This is a genomic window from Actinokineospora auranticolor (genome assembly GCF_041897805.1).
GTDB lineage: Bacteria > Actinomycetota > Actinomycetes > Mycobacteriales > Pseudonocardiaceae > Actinokineospora > Actinokineospora auranticolor.
The window spans coordinates 2,992,213-3,009,830 of the sequence record NZ_CP154825.1 but is presented as its reverse complement, the minus strand read 5'-3'; the positions used below and the strand labels follow the sequence as shown (position 1 = coordinate 3,009,830).

Annotated in this window: 15 protein-coding genes; 5 read left to right on the top strand and 10 right to left on the bottom strand. The window is 72.9% G+C overall.

Annotated features, from left to right (window positions below; all coding sequences use genetic code 11):
* The first annotated feature begins 6 nt into the window (after positions 1 to 6).
* Entirely contained in the window at positions 7 to 591 is a 585-nt protein-coding gene (locus V5P93_RS13770) for a hypothetical protein (RefSeq protein WP_104475761.1), read from the top strand.
* A gap of 734 nt (positions 592 to 1,325) precedes the next feature.
* Here the strand turns inward: V5P93_RS13770 and malQ are convergent.
* The 3 genes from malQ to V5P93_RS13755 are packed head-to-tail and all read right to left on the bottom strand — an operon-like array spanning position 1,326 to position 5,100.
* Positions 1,326 to 3,188, bottom strand: a complete 1,863-nt coding sequence (gene malQ / locus V5P93_RS13765; RefSeq protein WP_104475759.1) for a 4-alpha-glucanotransferase — start codon at positions 3,186 to 3,188, stop codon at positions 1,326 to 1,328.
* A 38-nt stretch (positions 3,189 to 3,226) separates the two neighbouring features.
* A complete protein-coding gene (locus V5P93_RS13760; RefSeq protein ID WP_181043237.1) occupies positions 3,227 to 4,564 on the bottom strand; it encodes a DUF2867 domain-containing protein in 1,338 nt (445 codons plus the stop codon).
* The gene (locus V5P93_RS13755) at positions 4,564 to 5,100 is read right to left on the bottom strand and encodes a hypothetical protein (protein WP_104475755.1); all 537 of its coding nucleotides are present in this window, start codon (positions 5,098 to 5,100) and stop codon (positions 4,564 to 4,566) included. The genes V5P93_RS13760 and V5P93_RS13755 overlap by 1 nt, the downstream gene beginning before the upstream one ends.
* Before the next feature lie 204 nt (positions 5,101 to 5,304).
* Between V5P93_RS13755 and V5P93_RS13750 the strand changes: the two genes are divergently transcribed.
* Complete coding sequence (locus V5P93_RS13750; RefSeq protein WP_181043236.1) at positions 5,305 to 5,724, top strand: anti-sigma factor antagonist; 420 nt, start codon at positions 5,305 to 5,307, stop codon at positions 5,722 to 5,724.
* On the opposite strand, the gene V5P93_RS13745 is transcribed toward V5P93_RS13750, so the two are convergent.
* Genes V5P93_RS13745 through V5P93_RS13735 form a run of 3 tightly spaced genes read right to left on the bottom strand, consistent with a single transcriptional unit; the run spans position 5,692 to position 9,260 of the window.
* Positions 5,692 to 7,056 carry a sodium:proton exchanger gene (locus V5P93_RS13745; RefSeq protein WP_104475751.1) on the bottom strand — a complete coding sequence of 455 codons (1,365 nt, stop codon included), beginning with the start codon at positions 7,054 to 7,056 and terminating at the stop codon, positions 5,692 to 5,694. The genes V5P93_RS13750 and V5P93_RS13745 overlap by 33 nt on opposite strands.
* A complete protein-coding gene (locus V5P93_RS13740) occupies positions 7,056 to 7,724 on the bottom strand; it encodes a hypothetical protein (RefSeq protein WP_146107863.1) in 669 nt (222 codons plus the stop codon). Before V5P93_RS13740 ends, V5P93_RS13745 begins: the two co-directional genes overlap by 1 nt.
* A 39-nt stretch (positions 7,725 to 7,763) precedes the next feature.
* On the bottom strand, positions 7,764 to 9,260 hold the full coding sequence (locus V5P93_RS13735; RefSeq protein ID WP_104475748.1) for a CYTH and CHAD domain-containing protein: 1,497 nt from the start codon (positions 9,258 to 9,260) through the stop codon (positions 7,764 to 7,766).
* Positions 9,261 to 9,360: 100 nt separating this feature from the next.
* Between V5P93_RS13735 and V5P93_RS13730 the strand changes: the two genes are divergently transcribed.
* A complete protein-coding gene (locus V5P93_RS13730; RefSeq protein WP_104475746.1) occupies positions 9,361 to 10,446 on the top strand; it encodes a glutamate--cysteine ligase in 1,086 nt (361 codons plus the stop codon).
* On the opposite strand, the gene V5P93_RS13725 is transcribed toward V5P93_RS13730, so the two are convergent.
* From V5P93_RS13725 to V5P93_RS13715, 3 genes are all read right to left on the bottom strand, one after another.
* A complete protein-coding gene (locus tag V5P93_RS13725) occupies positions 10,432 to 13,188 on the bottom strand; it encodes a tetratricopeptide repeat protein (RefSeq protein ID WP_146107862.1) in 2,757 nt (918 codons plus the stop codon). The two genes, V5P93_RS13730 and V5P93_RS13725, sit on opposite strands and share 15 nt — an antisense overlap.
* Before the next feature lie 74 nt (positions 13,189 to 13,262).
* Positions 13,263 to 13,655 carry a hypothetical protein gene (locus V5P93_RS13720; RefSeq protein WP_104475744.1) on the bottom strand — a complete coding sequence of 131 codons (393 nt, stop codon included), beginning with the start codon at positions 13,653 to 13,655 and terminating at the stop codon, positions 13,263 to 13,265.
* Between the two features lie 43 nt (positions 13,656 to 13,698).
* Entirely contained in the window at positions 13,699 to 14,361 is a 663-nt protein-coding gene (locus V5P93_RS13715) for a suppressor of fused domain protein (RefSeq protein ID WP_104476680.1), read from the bottom strand.
* Positions 14,362 to 14,517: 156 nt separating this feature from the next.
* Here V5P93_RS13715 and V5P93_RS13710 point away from each other — a divergent pair, with 156 nt between their 5' ends.
* Positions 14,518 to 15,324: a hypothetical protein gene (locus tag V5P93_RS13710; RefSeq protein ID WP_104475742.1), complete on the top strand. Its 807-nt coding sequence runs from the start codon at positions 14,518 to 14,520 to the stop codon at positions 15,322 to 15,324.
* A gap of 4 nt (positions 15,325 to 15,328) precedes the next feature.
* On the opposite strand, the gene V5P93_RS13705 is transcribed toward V5P93_RS13710, so the two are convergent.
* On the bottom strand, positions 15,329 to 17,269 hold the full coding sequence (locus V5P93_RS13705; RefSeq protein ID WP_104475740.1) for a SpoIIE family protein phosphatase: 1,941 nt from the start codon (positions 17,267 to 17,269) through the stop codon (positions 15,329 to 15,331).
* Between the two features lie 109 nt (positions 17,270 to 17,378).
* On the opposite strand from V5P93_RS13705, the gene V5P93_RS13700 reads away from it, so the two are divergent.
* Entirely contained in the window at positions 17,379 to 17,555 is a 177-nt protein-coding gene (locus V5P93_RS13700) for a hypothetical protein (protein WP_181043235.1), read from the top strand.
* Positions 17,556 to 17,618: the final 63 nt, after the last annotated feature.

Genomic DNA, 17,618 nt, shown 5'->3' with positions numbered 1-17,618 from the left:
CGGTCCGTGAACTGGACGCGTGCGCTGCACCACCTGCGTTCCCTGGCGGACACCTGCGCCGACATGGCGACCCGACCGGTGTCGATCTACCCGCTGCGCGTGGCGGAGCTGTGGGTGGCGGGGCCGGTGCTGTCCGGTCCCGTCGAGGTCGAGACGTTGATCGTGGCGCTGACGGTGGACGTCGAGGAGGTGCCCTGGCGCACCGAACCCGCGGGCGCCCGCCACTGGGCGGCGGCGGCGCGGCTGCCGCACGCCCCGGTCGAGGTCTTCTGGCGCTCGACGCGCGTGCCGGTGTGGAACCACGTGCTGCACCGCCCCGCGCGGGTGTGGTCGGCGGACGACGGCGTCGACGAGCGGGTGATCGACCGCATCGCCGAGGGTGACGCCGAATCGGTGCGCGCGGCGGCCCCGTCGGAGGCCGAGACGCGGGAGCGACTGGCCGCGGACCTGGCCGTCAGCCTGGCCGGTTTGCGTGATCGAACAGCCGACTACCAGCGGAAACGCTGGCGCCCGGGCAAGCTGGAACCGGTGGCCGACGCCCTGTGGCAAGCCAGTGACGGCTACCTGGATCTCCTGCGAGCAACAAACTGAACTAGTCTCGTGTATTGCGAACCGGCAACCTTCACCCGATCAGACGTGTGGGGGGATGGCGGTTTGGTTACACAGCGGAAGACAGATGGAGTCCCGGGAAGTCCGGGGGAGACGAATACCAGGGGGCCGACATGAGCACCACGACCACGCGGGAGACCGACCCGAACCCGATCTACACGGCGTTGATCGAGGAACAGGGCGTGACCCCGGTTCCGGACGACGACCAACCGGAGTAGTCGACCACCAGACCCGCGGGCCGCGCAGGCCGGGAGTCCCGGCGCCCCGCGGGTCTGTCATGTCCGGGGAGGGTTCGTCGGCCGACGCCCGGCATCCTGCGGATTCGGTACGGCAGAGGCGGCGGGGCCGCCCATCGACCGGCCCGACCTGCGGTTTTCTGCCGCATGCGGGGGCTGCCACCGGGAACAGCGGTAGCACGCTGGTCCGCTATCCCTGACATGGCTGGGTACACCGCGGTTGAGATCGCGCACCGCCCCCGGCAGGTCCACGGGCTCAGGCAACAGCACGCCCGCCGCAGGCACTGGAGCGGCCCGACGGTGCGGCCCGCCTCGTCCGAGGTGGCGCAGCGGGCAGGCTGGTCCACGGCGAGAGGGAGTCGCCGCGCCGCCCATCAGGGTCCGGTCATGCCCGGGGTCGGCCGGCTGGCCGCCGGTTCACGACCGGTATCCCCGCGCGCCCGACCGAGCTACCCAGCGGACGGGATCGTCGGCGCTGGGTCAGCGGGTGCGGAAGGTGGTGGTGGCGGCTCGGACGGCGGGGTGGTTCATCAGGGTCTCGACGTCGAGGGGTAGGGGGAGGCGCCAGTTCGGGTACTGGTCGATGGTGCCCGGCAGGTTGGGTTGCCGGGGTTCCCCGATCAGGTCCTGCGGCGCGGCGAAGACCAGCGTGCACGGGGTGCGCGCGATGAACCGGTGCAGGGCCGCGACGATGTCGTCCGTCGTCGGTTCCTCGGGGAGCAGCCCCTCCGCACCCAGCAGGTCGATGATCGCCTGTCGTTCGGCCTTGGCGGTTTCGGCTTCCTGTTCGGGGTCTGTGAGCAGGCCCAACTCCGCGCGGACCCGGACGTGTTCGCCGGTCAGGAAGCCGGTGGCGGTGGGTAGGTCGTGGGTCGAGATGCTCGCGGCGGCCTGGGTCGGGTACTCCGCCGACGGCAGCGGGTTGCCCGCCCGGTCACGCTGGAACCAAGCCACGGCACAGCTCAGGACACCCGTGTCGTGCAGGGTCCGGGTGATGTGCTCGGGCACCGTCCCCAGGTCCTCCCCGATGACGACGGCGTTGGCGCGGTGCGCTTCGAGCAGGAGGACACCGAGCATCGCCTCGGCGTCGTAGTGCACGTATGTCCCTCGATCGGGCGACTCGCCCGGTGGGATCCACCAGAGCCGCCAAAGCCCCGCGACGTGGTCGACCCGGATGCCGTCGCCGTGGGTGAGGACGGCTCGGATCATGTCGCGGAACGGCAGGTACCCGGTCGCGGCGAGGCGGTCGGGCCGCAGCGGCGGGAGCACCCAGTCCTGGCCGAGCGGGCTGAAGGCGTCCGGTGGGGCGCCGACAGTCACGCGTGAGGCCAGGACGTCCTGGAGCGACCAGCCGTCGGCGCCACCAGGGTCGACGCCGACGGGAAGGTCGTGGATGACGCCGACCGCCATGCCGCGCGCGGCCTCGTGCACGGCGGCCAGCTGCTCGGCCGCGCGCTGCTGGAGCCAGGCGTGGAAGGCGACCCGACCGGCGAGTTCACGGCGGGCGGCGGCGACCTCCGGGCGGCCCGGGTGGCGCAGCCCCGCGGGCCAGACGCGCCAGTCGGGGCCGTGCAGTTCGGCCAACGCGCTGTACGTCGCGTAGTCGAGGGTTGCCCGATCAAGTGACCCCAGATCGGGCAGACGCGGGGTGAGCAGGTCGAAGGCGCCGGTTTTCGCCGCCCACACGGCGTCGTGGTCGATCTGCTCCCCGAGGGCCGGCTTGGCGGCCAGGACCCGCGCGCGGAGCGCCGCGTCGGCGTCGCGGAACTCGGGCAGGTCCGCGACCGAGAGGTGCAGCGGGTTGAGGAACCGGCGGCTCGACGGCGAGTACGGCGACTTCCGCACCGGATGGGTGAGCGCACCCGCGGCAACGGGACTGACCAAGACCGCGCCCGCCTCGTCCGCGACCGCCCGACGGACCAACGCCCCCAGGTCCGCGTAGTCACCGATCCCCCAGGAGTCAGGCGTGTGGATGGCGTAGAGCTGCGTCATCCACCCCCAAGTCCGCGGCACCGGGGGCAGCGCCGCGGGCGTAACGGCGAGAGACGTCTCACGCCCCTCGACGCGCAGCGTGTGCCAGCCGAGCGGCAGTTCCGGCAGGGTGCCGTGCACGGCGACCTCCGCACCGGTCTCCAGCAGCACCGTGCCGTGCCCGACCTCCGCGCGACTCCCCTGCCGCACCACCGTCGGCACCGCGCCGGCAGCCGGTGGCCCGTCCGCGCCGAGCTCGTCGAGGATCGCCCGCACCACGGCCGGATCGACCTCGACCCGTTGCCGCGCACCGTTCTCGTACTCCACGGCGACCCCGTGCGCGGCGGCGAGTACGGCGAGTCGATCGTCCACAGGGGAACCTTTCACCGGCGGTAGGCGGACCCCGCCATTCAACCGGACCGGCCGCTCCCCCGCCGCGCGGTCTCGGCGGTGCGGGCGAGGCTGTGCGCCATCAGGGTGAACACGAGGACATGCGCCGGTTTCTGCGCACGCCAGTAGAGGTGCCCCAGCAGGCCATCGGGGGCGAAAGTGGTCGTCTGACGCAACACGCTCTCCCCCGGAGCGGCCCCCGGTTCCGCGCGCAGGGTGAGCCACGCCCTACCCGGCAGGCGCATGTCCGCGTGCAGGTGGAGTTCGCGGGTGTCGTCGTCGCGGTGAACGACCGTCCAGCTGTCCACGATGTCCCCCGCCCTCGGATGGGGCGGGCGGTTCCGGTGCAGACCCGGACCACCGGCGACATGGTCGAACGCACCACGCAGGGCCCACAACGCGGGCAAGGCGGAGCCGCCGCGGGTGGTGATCGCGTGCCAGAGGGCGGCGGGATCGGCATGGACCTGGAGGGTCTGGTGATCGGTGAGCGCACCGTCGGCGGGCGGGAGCGGCGGCGTGGGGATGTCGAGAGCTTGCCGCAGGGCCCGGTCGACGCTCGTGCGGCCGTCGAGCGGCAGGACAGCGCTGGGCACCAGGTCGTGCTGGAGGGATTCCAGCAGCGCGCGGGTCAAGGTATCCGGGGTCGCCGCGGCGGCGAGGGACGTGGGGAACGCGGCAGGCAGCGGCACGCGACGCGGGAGCCCCGCCGCCCGGGCGCACCGTTGGATGAGGTCCCAGTACGTCAACACCTCCGGCCCACCGATGTCGTAGCAGCCGTTCACCGGCTCCCCCGTGGCCGCCAGCAGGTGGCGGATCACGTCATCGAGGGCAATCGGCCTGCTGCGGTTGCGCAGGAACGCCGGGTTGGGGATGACCGGACCACCCCGAGCCGCGCGGGCCAGCAACTCGAAGCTGGCCGACCCGGCGCCGATGATCATGGACGCCTGGAGCACCAGCGCGGGCACCGGGCACGCCAGGAACACGTCCCCGACGCGCGCCCGCGACGCCAGGTGGTCGGACGGTTCACCGTCTCGTGGTCGCGGCCCACCCAGGTAGACCAGCTGCCGCACCCCGGCCGCGCCCGCCGCTTCGGCCACCGCGCGGGCGATGCGTTCGTCCAGGACCGCGAAGTCCGGCGACGACAACGAGTGCACCAGGTGGTAGACGACGTCGACGCCCTCCAGCTCGGCGGGCCCCAGGTCGAGGGCGTCCGACCGCACCACCCGCACCCCGACCGGGACGGCCTCCGCGTCGATGGTCCTCGACGACGCCACCACCGCGAGCCCGGCCGACGCCAGCGCGGCGACCAGCCGGGTGCCGACGTACCCGCCCGCGCCGAGTACCAGGCAGCGGGCCACTACCGGGTCCCTTGCCGGGGGCGCAGGATCGTCGCCGGGTCCGCGCCGGGCGTCTCCAACCACCGGGCGAACCCGATCGGGTCACGGCGCTCCAGCTCGTCCAGGCACTTCTGCCGTTCGCGGACCACCGCGGCGGCCGCGAGGGGCGTCTGCGCGGCGCGGAGCGTGTCGAGCCCGGTCCGCCACCGCTCGCACAGCCTCGACGTGCTCATGGCCCGCAGCCCGAACAGCGGGTACGCCGCCGCGGCCAGCGCGCCGACGACCGCGAACGCCACCCACTCGACCAGCATGACCAGCCCGGCGACGCCGACGAGCGCGGCGCAGAACAGCAGGGTCAGCAGCGCGGTGCCGCGGTCCGGGCGCGCGCTGTCCGGGTCGGTGCGGGCCGCCGCCGTGGCCATCGCCAGGCAGCCCGCGGTGACGCCGAGGAACAGCAGGGTCCACGAGCGCAGCAGCACCGCCCCGGTGCCGACGCCCAGGATGGCGACGGCCGCGGCCAGCGCGAGCCAGGCGAGTCGGTAGCAGCGTCGGAGCATCGGCTCTCTCCTCGGGTCACCGCCGTTGTCGTTTACCTACCCGTGCACAGTGACACCCAATCACCATCGATCGCCCGGCCCAGCGGTGTTTCTGCGCCCATCGGGCGAAGCCAGCGCGTGATCCTTGTCCGCGGGCAGCGGTGCTCTATGATTCGAAGACCCCAGGCAGGCACCGGGGCACCCGTCTCGCGAACCGAGGTCGGCATGGCACCTCGAATCCCGAACCAGCTGATCCCCGCGCCCCGGCGGGCCGCGCCCGCGCGGTACCCGGTGGCCACGCGGGTGGACCTCGTGGGCCGGTGGGCGGCGGTGGCCGCGGTGCGCGGCGAGATCGATCTGGTCACGGCGCCGCGGGTGCGGGCGGCGTTGCTCGGCGCGCTGGCGCCACCGGACCTGCTGCTGCTCGTGGTCGACCTGTCCGATGTGGACTTCCTGGCGGCGGCCGGGCTGGGTGTGCTGGTGGACGTGCGCGACCGGGCCCGGGCGCGGGCGGTGGACCTGCGGCTGGTGGCGGACCGGCGGTCGGTGCTGCGGCCGCTGGACGTGACGGGGTTGCGGCAGTCGTTCCGCGTGCACGCCGACCGGCGGGCGCTACTGGCCCCGCACCTTTTCGCGCACCGGTGACTCCTCGTGGTGCGCGAGGTCGCGGTAGGGCGTGCGGAACCCGTCGCGGACCAGCGTGCGCAGGTCGGCCCGTTTGTGGACGGCGACGCCCACGGCCAGCACCAGGTAGACGATCGACAGGGCGACGATCTCGACGCCCTTGATCGACGCGGGTAGCAGCGCGGTCAGGGCGAACTGCGCCAGGAACAGGCCCAGCAGCACGAGCGCGCCGCGCACGGTGATCGACAGGCGGATCAGCAGGGCCACCGCGAACAGCGACTGGGCGGCGGTGAGCAGCAGTTCGTCGCGCTGGGCCGCGTCGATGGGCAGCCCGGCGGTGGAGCCCGCGGCCACGGCGAACACCACGGGCAGCGTGCCGACCAGCAGCGTCCACTGGTTGACCTTGGACGACACCAGCGTGGCCAGCGCGTCGGTGGTCTTGAGCCGCCACGCGTACAGGCCCGCCACGAGCAGCTCCGGCGCCTCCGACGCCAGCGGCGCGACCCACTGGACGAGGAAGAACTGGCTGACCCCGAGGTCGGTGCCCGTCTGCACGAGCGCGTGCGCGAAGTTCTCCGCCACCAGCAGGATCACCGCAGCCGCGAAGGCGAACAGCGCGACGCAGCTGACCCGCCGCCGGGCCTTGGGCTGGCCGCCCAGCAGCGCGGCGACGCCTTCGAGGTCGGGTTCCCCGGCGGGTGCTTTGGCGACGCGGATCGCGTAGAGGGCGAAGATGCCGACCAGGACGATGGCGTCGACGATGGTGATGCTGTGCCGTAGTGGCAGGGTCAGCGAGTACAGGGTGGCCAGGCCGAGGAAGGCCAGCGGGACGGCGTCGGTGCGGTCGAGGGACACGCGGGTCTCGGAGGCGTGGCGGGCCTTGCGGTGGTCGCCGGAGCGGAGCCGGTCGCGGTGCGCGCGCCACGCGGCGAGCAGCACGACCAGTGCCCAGCCGACGCCGACGAGGATCCGGTTGGCGCCGGTCATGTTGGCCAGGGCGAGCCCGCAGCTGGAGTGGTCGGGTGAGCCCGGTGGGACGCAGGTCGGCCCGTGTTCGGCGAAGGCGTTGCCGCCCTCGGAGGCGAAGACGAAGTCGACGGCGTACTCGGGCAGCACCGCGATCAGCGCCAGCACGGTGATCGCGAGCCCGGCGGAGATGTCGACCTGGATGGCTTCGGCGACCCAGGACAGCACGAACGCGGCCCCGATCACGGCGATGCCGAACAGGGCCGCGGCCAGCGGCGGGGCGAGGTGGGTTCCGGTGGCGCCGAGGTAGACGCCGGGGGCGGTGGCCAGTGCGGCCAGAGCGAGGGGAACCGCGGCCCGCTTGGGCGCGGGCCGCGGCTGCGACATCAGAGCTCCTCGGGTCCCACGGTGCCGCCGCGGCGCGCGACCGCCTCGGTGCCCAGGTTCGGTTTCACGGCGCGGCGCTGCTGCACCGGCACGTCCTGCCCGGGCACCGCGGCGTCCGGGCCGGTGGGCACGGTGCCGATGCCGGGCTCGGCGCCGGGGGCGCGGGACAGGCGGGTCTCGGCGTTGCCGTTGGCGCGGGCGATGGCCTCGCTGTCGATGGCACCGCTGGGCGGGGTCGGAGCGCTCGGGTCGAGCGGGACGCCGTGCGTCTGCATGTGCTCTTGGCGCTGCTTGGTGAGGTTCTCCGCGTCGAGGCGGTCCCTCATCCGGGTGAGCATGCGGATGGTGAGCGCGTGGGCCACGGCCAGCAGCAGCAGAACCACGCCGAGGCGTCGCACGACGGCCATCAGCACGGTGTCACCGCCGATGTCGATGGCGGAGATCAGCGCGAGGACGCCGAGCACGGCGAAGTGGAACAGCACCGACACCAGGCGGGCCATCGATCGCGCCGACCCGGGGTCGCCGTAGGAGTCGGACAGGTACCTCAGCCCGCTGCGGTAGATGATCTGCCCGTCCACCACCACGAGTGCGATACCGAGGACCAGGAACAAGACATAGGTGCCGTCGTCCACGATGGGCCCCTTCTCGGACAAGCGTCTGTCGGTCACCTGGTGGGTACCACCGGTGAACTCCGGCAAAACGGCGCGTCACCGCAGCCAGCGCGGCGCCCGGGCGCGGCGCAGTCGTTTCCACTCCCGGGTGAACTCGGTCTCGGCTCGGGCGGCTCGCGCGTCCTGACGGGCGTGCAGCAGGCCGTAGGTGAAGGCGTTGTCGCCGGAAAGGTATGCCCGGACGCCGATGTCGCGCAAAGTCGTGCGGGCTACTACGGCATCTTGGTGGAGTCCTAGTGGTTTCTGAGCACTCTTGATGTGCTTGCGCCAGGTGTCGAGCTTCGCACCGAATACGGGGGCGACGGCCTCGGCGGTGTAGCGGGCCTTCTTGGCATCCTTGCGGGCCTGGTGCAGTGCGCTGTCGCGATCGGTGGGGTTCGTAGTGGCGTCGACGGCTGCGACGGAAGCGGCCAGGGCACGCCAGGCCTTGCGGATGGGTTTGCGCAGTTCCCGCGCGGCGGGTCGGGTGGCGCGCTTGGTCCAGGGCGGTGCGGTGAGGAAGGCGTCGAGGTCGGTGAGCAGCGCCAGGTAGCGGTCACTGTCCACAGCGGACAGCACCTGGGTCCGGCCGTTGGCGGCGGCGCGGCCGAGTTCGGCGGTGAGGTGCGCGGAGACGGGGCCGAGGACGTTCTCGGTGGGCAGTGCGGCCAGTTCGGCCTGGAGTTCGCCGGTCAGCACCTCGGTGTCGCGGGCGACCGCGGCCTCGCCCGCGAGCCACTTCAGCTCGACGCGCAGGGCGTTGACCCGGTCGCGGTCGAGCAGCGGCCGGAAGGAGCGCAGGGCGCTGCGGAGCCGTCGGGCGGCGACGCGGAACTGGTGGACGGCGTCGTCGGTGTCGAGGCGGACGCCGGTGTCGTGGGCGCGCAGGGCGGCGGCCTGGGCGCGCAGGTAGTCGAGGGCGACGTCGGCGGCGGTGGGGTCGGTGGGCAGGTCGGGCCTGCGGGTGGTCTTGGCGCGGTCGCCGAGGGCCTGGGCGAGCTTGGAGGTGGACTGGGCCGGTTGGGCGCCGAGGACGGCGCCGACGGCGGCCAGGACGTCGCGGTCGGTGGCCTCGACCTCCAGTTCGCGCCAGGCGTGCGGCTCGTCGTCGACGGGGTGGGCCGTGACGCGGTCGTCGGCCAGTAACGCGATGGTGCCGCCGTCGGCGTCCTTGAGCTCCCACTCGTGCCGCTCGGTGGTGATCCGGACGACCGGGGCCAGCGGCGCGCCGAGGGTGTGGGCGCGGACGAGGACCGCGAGGTCCTCGGGCACGCGGGTCTTGGCCCGGCCGAGCGGCACCCGGATCTCGTCGCGCACGTCGGGGGCGACGGGCAGTTTGGCGTGCCAGCCCGCGTCGCTGCCGCCGGTGCGCCTGCGCAGGGTGATGCCCGCGCGGGCCAGCCGGAGGTCGGCGGTGTCGAAGTAGGTGGCGTCCAGTTCGGACCGGACGGGGCCCGAGGTGGTGTGCACGGGTTCGGCCGCGGTGAGGTCCGGCAGCGCGAAGTCGGCGGGCGCCTCGTACTTGCGTTCGGTCTCGCGTACTCGGGTAGGCATCCCCCCACTATGTCACCGGGTGAGCGGGCGCGGGGATGGGTACTTCTGCCTTCGAGACGGGGCCATTCGGCCGCTGACCAGTACGTTTCGAGGAGCGGCTTTGGCTGAGCAGGATTACACAGTCGGTGTGGAAGAGGAATTCTTCTTGGTGGACGCGGACGGCGACCTGGTCGACCAAGGCCCCGAGGCGGTGGCGGGTATCACGGACGTCGACCTGAAGCCGGAGCTGCTGCGCTGCCAGGTCGAGTCGGCGACGGGTGTGCTGCGGCACGCCGAGGAGATCCGCGGCGAGCTGGCGGCGCTGCGCGCCCGGCTGGCGGACGCGGCGGCGGAGCGGGACGCGGTGCTGATCGCGGCGGGCACCGTGCCGCACGCGCAGCGCGACATCTCGGAGATCGGCCCGGGCACCCGCTACCACCGGATCGCCCGGCACGTGGGGCCGTTCATCTTCGCGGACCTGACCTGCGGGTGCCACGTGCACGTGGGCGTCGAAGACCGAGCAGCCGGACTGCGGGTCGCGAACCACCTGCGGCCGTGGCTGCCGGCGCTGCTGGCGGTGAGCGGCAACTCGGCGTTCCAGGGCGGCGTGGACACGGGCTACGCGTCGACCCGGCACGTGCTGTGGGGCCGGTGGCCGTCGGCGGGCCCGCCGCCCTATGTGGACTCGGTCGAGGAGTACGAGGACATCGTGGGTCGGCTGCTGGAGGTGGGGGCGGCGATGGACCGGAAGATGGTGTATTGGGACGTGCGGCCGTCGGAGGCGCAGCCGACGGTGGAGGTGCGGGTCGCGGACGTGCTGGGCACGGTCGAGGAGGCGGCCCTGCTGGCGGTGCTGGTGCGGTGCCTGGTCGCGGAGGCGGTGGAGTCGCCGGACCCGGCGCCGCGGGTACCGGGCACGGTGATCAGCGCGGCGCAGTGGCGGGCGGCGAAGGACGGGCTGGTGGCGTCGGTGCCGGACCCGCGCACGGGGACGCTGCGGGAGGCGATGGCGGTGGTCCGGGATCTGGTGGACCGGCACTCGGCGTCGTTGAAGGCGTCCGGGGAGCTGCCGTTCGTGGAGGAGACGCTGAGCTTCCTGACGCACAACGGAGACGGGGCTCACCGGCAGCGGGAAGCGTTCCACCGCACGGGAAGCGTGGACGGGGTGCTGAGGATGCTGGCCCGACAGACCTCAGGCGCGACCTGACCTGAGCACGGAGATGTAGTGGCGGGTGCCGATGCTGGTCGGGTGATCGGCGCCCAAGACGCGCTCCTCCTCGGGGAGCAGGGCTTCGAAATCGGCCAGCGCGCCCGCGAGGTCGCCACACTGGGCGCGTTGGTACGCGAGGTCGTCGCGCACCATCAGGGTCTGCGGGTCGTCGGCGCCGAACACCGCGACGAAATCCAGCAACAACGCCCCGATCGCGGCGTGCTTCGCTTTCGCGTCGCCGCTGCCGAGCCGGATGAGGTGGTGGCGGGTCGACAGGGTCTGGGGGTGGTCGTGTCCCAGCCCCTGTCGCTGGTCTGGCAGCAGGGCTTCGAAATCGGCGAGCGCACCCGCGGTGTCCCCGCTCGCCTGCCGCCACACCGCGAGGTGGTAGCGGGTCGCCGAGGTCTCGGGGTGGTCCGGACCCAGCACCCGCGCCTGATCGGCGGCGAGGGCTCGGGCCTCGGCCAGCGCACTCACCGGGTCCCCGGACTCGAATCGCCAGGTGGCGGCGGCCCGCCGGAGGCTGAGGGTCAGCTTGTCGTCGGGCCCCACCAGCCGGTGCCTGCCCGCCACCACCGCGTCGAGGTCATCCAGCGCGCCGATCGCGTCACCGGCGCGGTGGCGCAGCACGGCGACACCGAGTCTGCACTCGACGGTGTGCAGGTGGCCGGGCCCCAGGATCCGCTCGCGGTCGGCCAGCAGCGCGCGGTAGGCGGTCAACGCGCCATGGAGGTCACCGCTCTGACCGCGCCAGTAGGCGAGGTTCTCGCGGTCGTGCAGCGTGGCGGGGTGGTCCGGCGGGAACAGGCGCAGGCGATCAGCCACCAGCACCTCGAACTCGGCCACGGCACCGGCGGGATCACCTGCCCCGCCGCGGTAGCCCGCGGCGTTGGCGCGGGCGAGGAGAACGTCCGGGTGGTCCGGCCCGAAGACCCGCTGTAGGTCGGTCAGCAACTCGAGACCGTCGACCAAGGCGCCCGCGCTGTCGCCCGAGGCGTCGCGGAAGTAGGCGAGGCGGTGGCGGGTACCGAGGGTATCGGGGTGGTCGACGCCCAGAACGCGTTCGCGGACGCCCAGGACAGCTCTGAGTTCGGCCAACGCGCCCGCGACATCCCCTGTGACGCCCCGGAGGTGGGCGATGTTGGCTCGGTTGGTCAGCGTCTCGCGGTCGTCGGGTGGCAGCATTCGCTCCTGGTCCGCCAACAACGCCCGCAGTTCACCGGACGCGCCTTTGGCGTCACCCGCCTCACCCACCCAGCGAGCGATGTCACCGCGCACGGCCAAGGCGGTGCGCTCGTCGGGATCCAGCTCCGCCAGCAGGGCCCGGCAATCCCGCGCCGCGCCGGTCGCGTCGCCGGTGTGGCCGCGGATGTCGGCGAGGAAGTAGCGAACCGGCCAGCAGTCGGCGGCGTCGAGTTCGAGGACCCTGGTGCCGTAGTCGAGCAGGGCGGTGAAGTGGTCGCGCGCGGCGGTGAACTGCCCAGCGTTCTTCCAGCTGCGGCCCGCGAGGATCAGCGCGTCGTGCGGTTTCGGTGTCCACAGTGGATTCGGGTGGGCCTGTTCGGCGTTGCGGCCGAGCGCGGTCGCGTTGTGGCGCAGCGCGTCCGCGAGGGCGGCGTCGGTTTCCACGTCCGGCCAGATCTCGCACAGCGCCTCGGCGGCGGTCTCGATCTCGGCGTCCGGCGGGCCAGCTTCGCGGGTGGCGCGTTGCACGAGCGCGTGCAGGCAGATGGCGACCCCGGCGGCGGCCGGGTGGGTGTCGATCGAGAGCAGGTTCAGCCGGGCCAGGCCGTGGGCGGCGTCGTGGACCTGGGTCTTGTCGGCTCCCAGGTACTCGTGCAGGGTCGGCGAAGTGAGGAGTTGCAGCGGGATGCCCGCCGGGTCGAGGAACGACAGCAGGCGCATGAGCGGGAGGGCCAAGCCGACGGGTCGACGTTCGTTGGCTCGGGCGATGGACAGGGTCCAGGTGGTGGCGACGACGCGGTCGTGGTCGTCGGGGAACAGGTCAGGCAGGCGGGAGTGGTGGGCGCGGAAGCGGTCGAGGTAGTCGGCGCAGGTGATGCCGAGGTCGACCAGGTAGGCGCCCGCGTGGGCGACGGCGAGCGGGAGGTGGCCGAGTTCGGTGACCAGGTCGTCGGCGCCGTCGAGGAGGTGGGGGTGGTCCTCCAGCCAAGAGGCCAGGCACGCGCGGGCCTGGTCGTGGGTGAAGAGGTCGACCTCGACGATGTCCCGACCGTCGGCGCGCCAAGCGGAGCCGCGATCGCGGGTGGTGACGATGACGCGACCGCTGGGGATGAGCCCGTGCACGTCGGCAGGCGCGGCGACGTCGTCGAGGACGATCAGGTGGGGGTGGTCGTCGAGCCAGCCCAGGTACCAGCGGACGGCGTCGTCCACGCTCCGCTCGACCCCGCTGACCCGCGCGGCGAGATCGGCGTAGGCGGCCTTCACCTGGTCCCGCGACCCCGCGATGATCCAAACGGGCTCGATCCCCTCGGCCCGCGCCCGGTGCGCGGCGTCGGCGGCGATCTGGGTCTTGCCCGCCCCGCCCATGCCGACCAGGATCGTGCAGCCGTCACCCAAGGGCAGGTCGCGCGCCTGGAACGCGGCGGCGCGCAGCGGGAGTTGGTCGTACCGGTGGGGACCGGACGGCGCGGCGGCGTGCAGGTGGACGCCCCCGTGGATCGCGCCGGCCATGACGGCCTGGCCCACGTCGCCGATCAGGTGGTTGCGGCTCTCCACTCCCCCATGATCGCCCGAGGGTCAAGGGTTCCCTTGGGCGGCGCGGAATTCCCCACCGCCGGGGAGTTCGAAGGTCACCTGCCCTCCCGCAGCGCCTCCGCCACCGAGCCACCCGCTTCGTCGGCGGAACGCCCGTCTCGTTCGGCTTCGGTGCGCAGGGGTTGGTGGGGTTCGGGTGGGGCGGGGTCGTCGAGGTCGTCCGTGCGGGTGTCGATGCGGTCGTCGACCTCGCGCAAGGGGGTGTCCGGGCCCGGGCTGTCATCCGGGGCCACGTCCGGCTCCTCCTCCGCCAGGCGCTGGTCCAGGGTCTCGCCCGCCCGCTGCTCGGCGACCGTCATGCCGAACCGGTCGGCCTCGGCCCACCGCTCCGGGGGTTCCACGCCTTCCTCCAGGGGGTCGACCCGGAGGTTGTCCTCGTCGAGGGCCTCGGCCTGGCTCAGGTCCGCGGGATAGCCGTCGGTGCTCATGGGCGGGTGCTACCCGGGCAGGTGAGCCGACAAACCAGACAGGCTAGTCGAGCAGCGAGGGGCGGTCCGGGTCGAGCAGTTCGGTGACGCCGCCCTCGTCCAGCACCTCGACGAGGGCCTGGGTGCCGCGGTCGACCTTCAACGCCACCTCGGCGGGGTGCAACGGGACCAAGGCCAGCAGGTCGATCGCGGTGCCGTCCCCCACGTGGATGACCCTCGCCTCGGGGGCGACCGTGACCATCGGTGCGACGACGACCCCGGCGAACGGGGTGTCGGGCGTGTACGGCTCGCCGTTGGGCAGGGAGTGCCACTCGCCGACCCACGTGCCGTACTCGTGCGGCAGCCGCGCGACCTGCTTGAGGACCCGCACCGGCCAGTCCTCCGGGGACGGTGACCACGCGGCGGGGACGGTGGTCATGACCTCCGCGAACGGGTTCACCCCGTCGGGGACGGTCATGGGGCGGCCGCTCATGCCCGCGGTGACCAGGCTCCGGTACGGCCGGTCCGCGGTCGGCCCGGTGACCAGCACGTGCGCCTCGACCAGGTGCGACACGAACTCGTGCAGCACGTACTCGACCGGCCCCAGGTACCGCTCGACGTGCCGCTCGATCGCGTCGGCCGCCGCCGAGGACAGCCCCGCCGCGGGCACGAACCCGTCGTGCCGCGACTCGTGCCGTTCGACTCCCGATCCGCGCGCCTCGTCCACGCCGACCACCCTAGTTGATCAAGGTCCGGGGCGTCGGGCGTTCGCGGAGGGTGGTGTCGACCGGCGGGAACGGGTGACGCGGGACGGGCCGGGTGGCTGACCTGGCGCACCGGGACGGCGGGCCAGCAGCATGGGCCCGAGAGGATCGGAGGCGCGATGAAGTCACGCAACCGGGCGGTTTCCGCGGTGCTGGCACTGTTCGTCGGGTTGGTGGCGGTGCCCGGTGTGGCGGCCGCGGACCCGACGGACTGGGGCACGACGGCCACCTTCAACACCTACGAGCGCAGCCTGTCCGACATCGGCAAGCTCATGAAGGACCACACGGTGGTCGCGCTGCAAGAGGTCAAGATCCCCTCGGGCAGGCCGTTCCGGAAGATCGACTGCGACACCGTGGACCCGGTGGGCACGCAGAAGCTGCCGGTGTACCGGTACAAGTACCAGCGCGAGTACTTCTACGTCACCATCCTCGACCAGCGGCGCAACACCGGCAAGCACCTGGGCATCGCCACCAAGGCCGACCCGGAACTGATCCCGCGCTGCGTGATCGTGCCCCCGAGCCGCAACGGCCGCCTCTTCCGCGCGGCGTTCGGGCTGAAGTTCAGCGAGGGGTTCATCTGGACCATGCACGCCACCCCCGGTCAAGACCAGTTCTCCCTGGAAGACGTGCGGACGAAGGTCACGCAGGTCAACACGCACAGCACGGCCGCCGACGGCACGCCCGTCCCGTGGCTGCTGCTGGGCGACATGAACATCGAGACCAGCGCCGTGCCCAGCCTCCCCGCAGGCGTGATCTACCGCAGCGGCCAGCCCACCCACAGCCGCTCCGAGCTCGACTGGGGAGTCGCTTCCGCCGCCCAACCCCCCGGGTACCGGGCCTGGCGCTGCGTGAAGATCGCCCAGTCCGACCACCACCCGGTCGAGTTCCACGACGGGGCCGAGCGAACCGCGTCCTGCAAGGGCTGACCGGCTACTCGGTGGGCGACATGGCCAACACCCGGTCCAGCCCGCTGGCGGACAGGGCCGCGGCGGCCGGGCTGGTCGGCGCGGCGACCATGCGCAGCGCACAGCCGGTGGCCCGCAGGTCGGCGACCTGCTCGAACAGCACCCGCAGGGCCGCGCTGGTGAGCAGTTCCACGCCGTCGAGCAGCAAGACGCAGGTGTGGACGCCGCTGCGGGCCGCCTCGCGCAGCGGCACCCGCAGGTCCTCGGCGTTGGACGAGTTGGCGATGCCGCTGATGGCGATGCGGACGGTCGAGTCCTCGAACCCGATCTTGACCTCCAGCGCGTGGGTGACCGGCGCGCGCGGGAGGACGTCGGCGTCGGGGAGCGGCACCGGGGGCCGGCGGACGGAGCGGCGCATCGTGACGGTGGTGCCGTCCTCGGCGGTGTCCACGTTGAGGTGGTCGCTGCACTCGCGCATCATCAGCATGCCCCGGCCCCGGTAGGGGCTGCGTTCGACGGGTTCGCGCCAGGTGCCCGCGTCGGAGACCGTGACCCGCACCCCGCCGACGCCGTCGAGTTCACCGAGGACGGTGACCGTCCCGCTGTGGTCGCGGTAGCCGTGCTCGATCGAGTTGGTGACCGCCTCGACCACGCACAGCGCGATGGCGTTCCGGTCGTCGCGGTGGGCGGAGAGCGCGTCGAGCCACGCGTTGAGTTCGCGGTGCAGCACGGCCAATTGCTCGGCCGTACCCGGCAGCGCCAGCGACAACCGCGGCCCCGGGCCCGCGAGCACCGTCGCGGCGAGGACGCTCACGTCGTCGCGTGAGGTCTCGTTATCCACCAACGACGCCAGGGCGGCGCATACCAGCGTCGGCAGCTCCCGGGGATCCACGTCCGGGTTTTCCGCCGCTACGCGGGAAACCCTGTCCGCCAGCAGGTCGCGGCTTTCGGTGAAGCCGCGGCCGGGGGCCTCCACCACGCCGTCGGAGTACAGGACGAGCGTTTCGCCTGTCGTGAGCGTGGTGTGCGCTATCGGCGAAGAGCCGTCCCCGAACGCCAACGGTGGCCCGATAGGACCGTCGAGGAATCCAGGCACGCCTTCGGCGTCCAACAACAACGGACGCGGGTGGCCGCGACTGCCGTGTTCCAGCACTCGCGTCAACCGGTCGAACACCGCCACGCAGACGGTGCTACCGCGCGCGTCAGGGCACAACGCGGCGAAAGCGTCCAATGCGGTCAAGACCTCTACTACGGCCCCACCGCGTACCAACCGTTCCGCCGCGACCGCGCGCAACTGCCCCATGACCCCGGACGCCGTCGGCCCGTGTCCCACGACGTCGCCGAGCACCAGCCCCACCCGGTCCCCCGGCATCGGCACCACGTCGTACCAGTCGCCGCCCGCGGTCAGCCACTCGCCCGCGGGCACGTACGCCGCGCCCAGCCCCAGGTCGGGCAGCAGCGGCAGCCCGGCGGGCAGCAGACCCCGCTGCAACCGCAGCGCCACGTCGCGTTCCACGGCGAGCCGCTGCCGGACGTCGGCGACCTCGGCCTCCGCGGCGCGGCGCTGCCGGACGGAGTCGGTGGCGTCGACGACGTGCGCGACGAGGACGTGGCTGCCGTCGGGCGCGGTGTGCCGCAGCACGCTGTAGGTGAAGTAGCCCTCGGCCGGGGCGCCGCCGCCGGTGAGGTCGACCTCGACGCGCCGTTCGAGGCCCAGCACGGGCTCGCCGGTGCGGGCGACCTGGTCGAGCAGGTCGAGCACGGGGTAGCCGTCGGCCTCGGGCACGGCCTGGCGGACCGGGGTACCGATCAGCCCCGGCCGGTCTCCGACGCTGGCCCTGGCCAGTCGGTTGGCCGCGACGACGCGGTGGTCCGGCCCGGCGAACATCCACATGATCGCCGGGGCGGTTTCGAAGGCGAGCGCCGCGGGGTCCATCTCGTGCAGTTGCCTGTCCCCCTCGCCCATCTCAGGGGCATCCGGCGATGGCCCAGGCGATAGCCTTCCCCGCGCGCCCGGCGGACGCAACATCGGCCGCCCGGGTGTGGCGGACCCGACCACGGGATACCTCACGCACGTGACCGACCCCAAGGACGACGCCGACATCACCGACGATCTCGACCGCAGCACCGCCCCGCTGGCGGACTACACCCGCAAACACACCCGCCACCCCATCCCGGTCGAGGCCGTCACCGCCGACGGCCTCGAGCAAGAGCCCGAAGATCCGGAACACTCCCCCACCGAGCAGGACTGACACCGGGGCGGTCGCGCGCCGACCGCCCCACTGTCCGTCATTCGCGCCACTACGACACGCGGT

What these genes read in the sequence shown, in the direction of transcription:
- V5P93_RS13755 (WP_104475755.1), bottom strand. Translation starts at nt 5,100, where the DNA reads ATGCTCCGACGCTGCTACCGACTCGCCTGGCTCGCGCTGGCCGCGGCC.
- V5P93_RS13735 (WP_104475748.1), bottom strand. Translation starts at nt 9,260, where the DNA reads ATGCCTACCCGAGTACGCGAGACCGAACGCAAGTACGAGGCGCCCGCC.
- V5P93_RS13750 (WP_181043236.1), top strand. Translation starts at nt 5,305, where the DNA reads ATGGCACCTCGAATCCCGAACCAGCTGATCCCCGCGCCCCGGCGGGCC.
- V5P93_RS13720 (WP_104475744.1), bottom strand. Translation starts at nt 13,655, where the DNA reads ATGAGCACCGACGGCTATCCCGCGGACCTGAGCCAGGCCGAGGCCCTC.
- V5P93_RS13745 (WP_104475751.1), bottom strand. Translation starts at nt 7,056, where the DNA reads ATGTCGCAGCCGCGGCCCGCGCCCAAGCGGGCCGCGGTTCCCCTCGCT.
- V5P93_RS13705 (WP_104475740.1), bottom strand. Translation starts at nt 17,269, where the DNA reads ATGGGCGAGGGGGACAGGCAACTGCACGAGATGGACCCCGCGGCGCTC.
- V5P93_RS13710 (WP_104475742.1), top strand. Translation starts at nt 14,518, where the DNA reads ATGAAGTCACGCAACCGGGCGGTTTCCGCGGTGCTGGCACTGTTCGTC.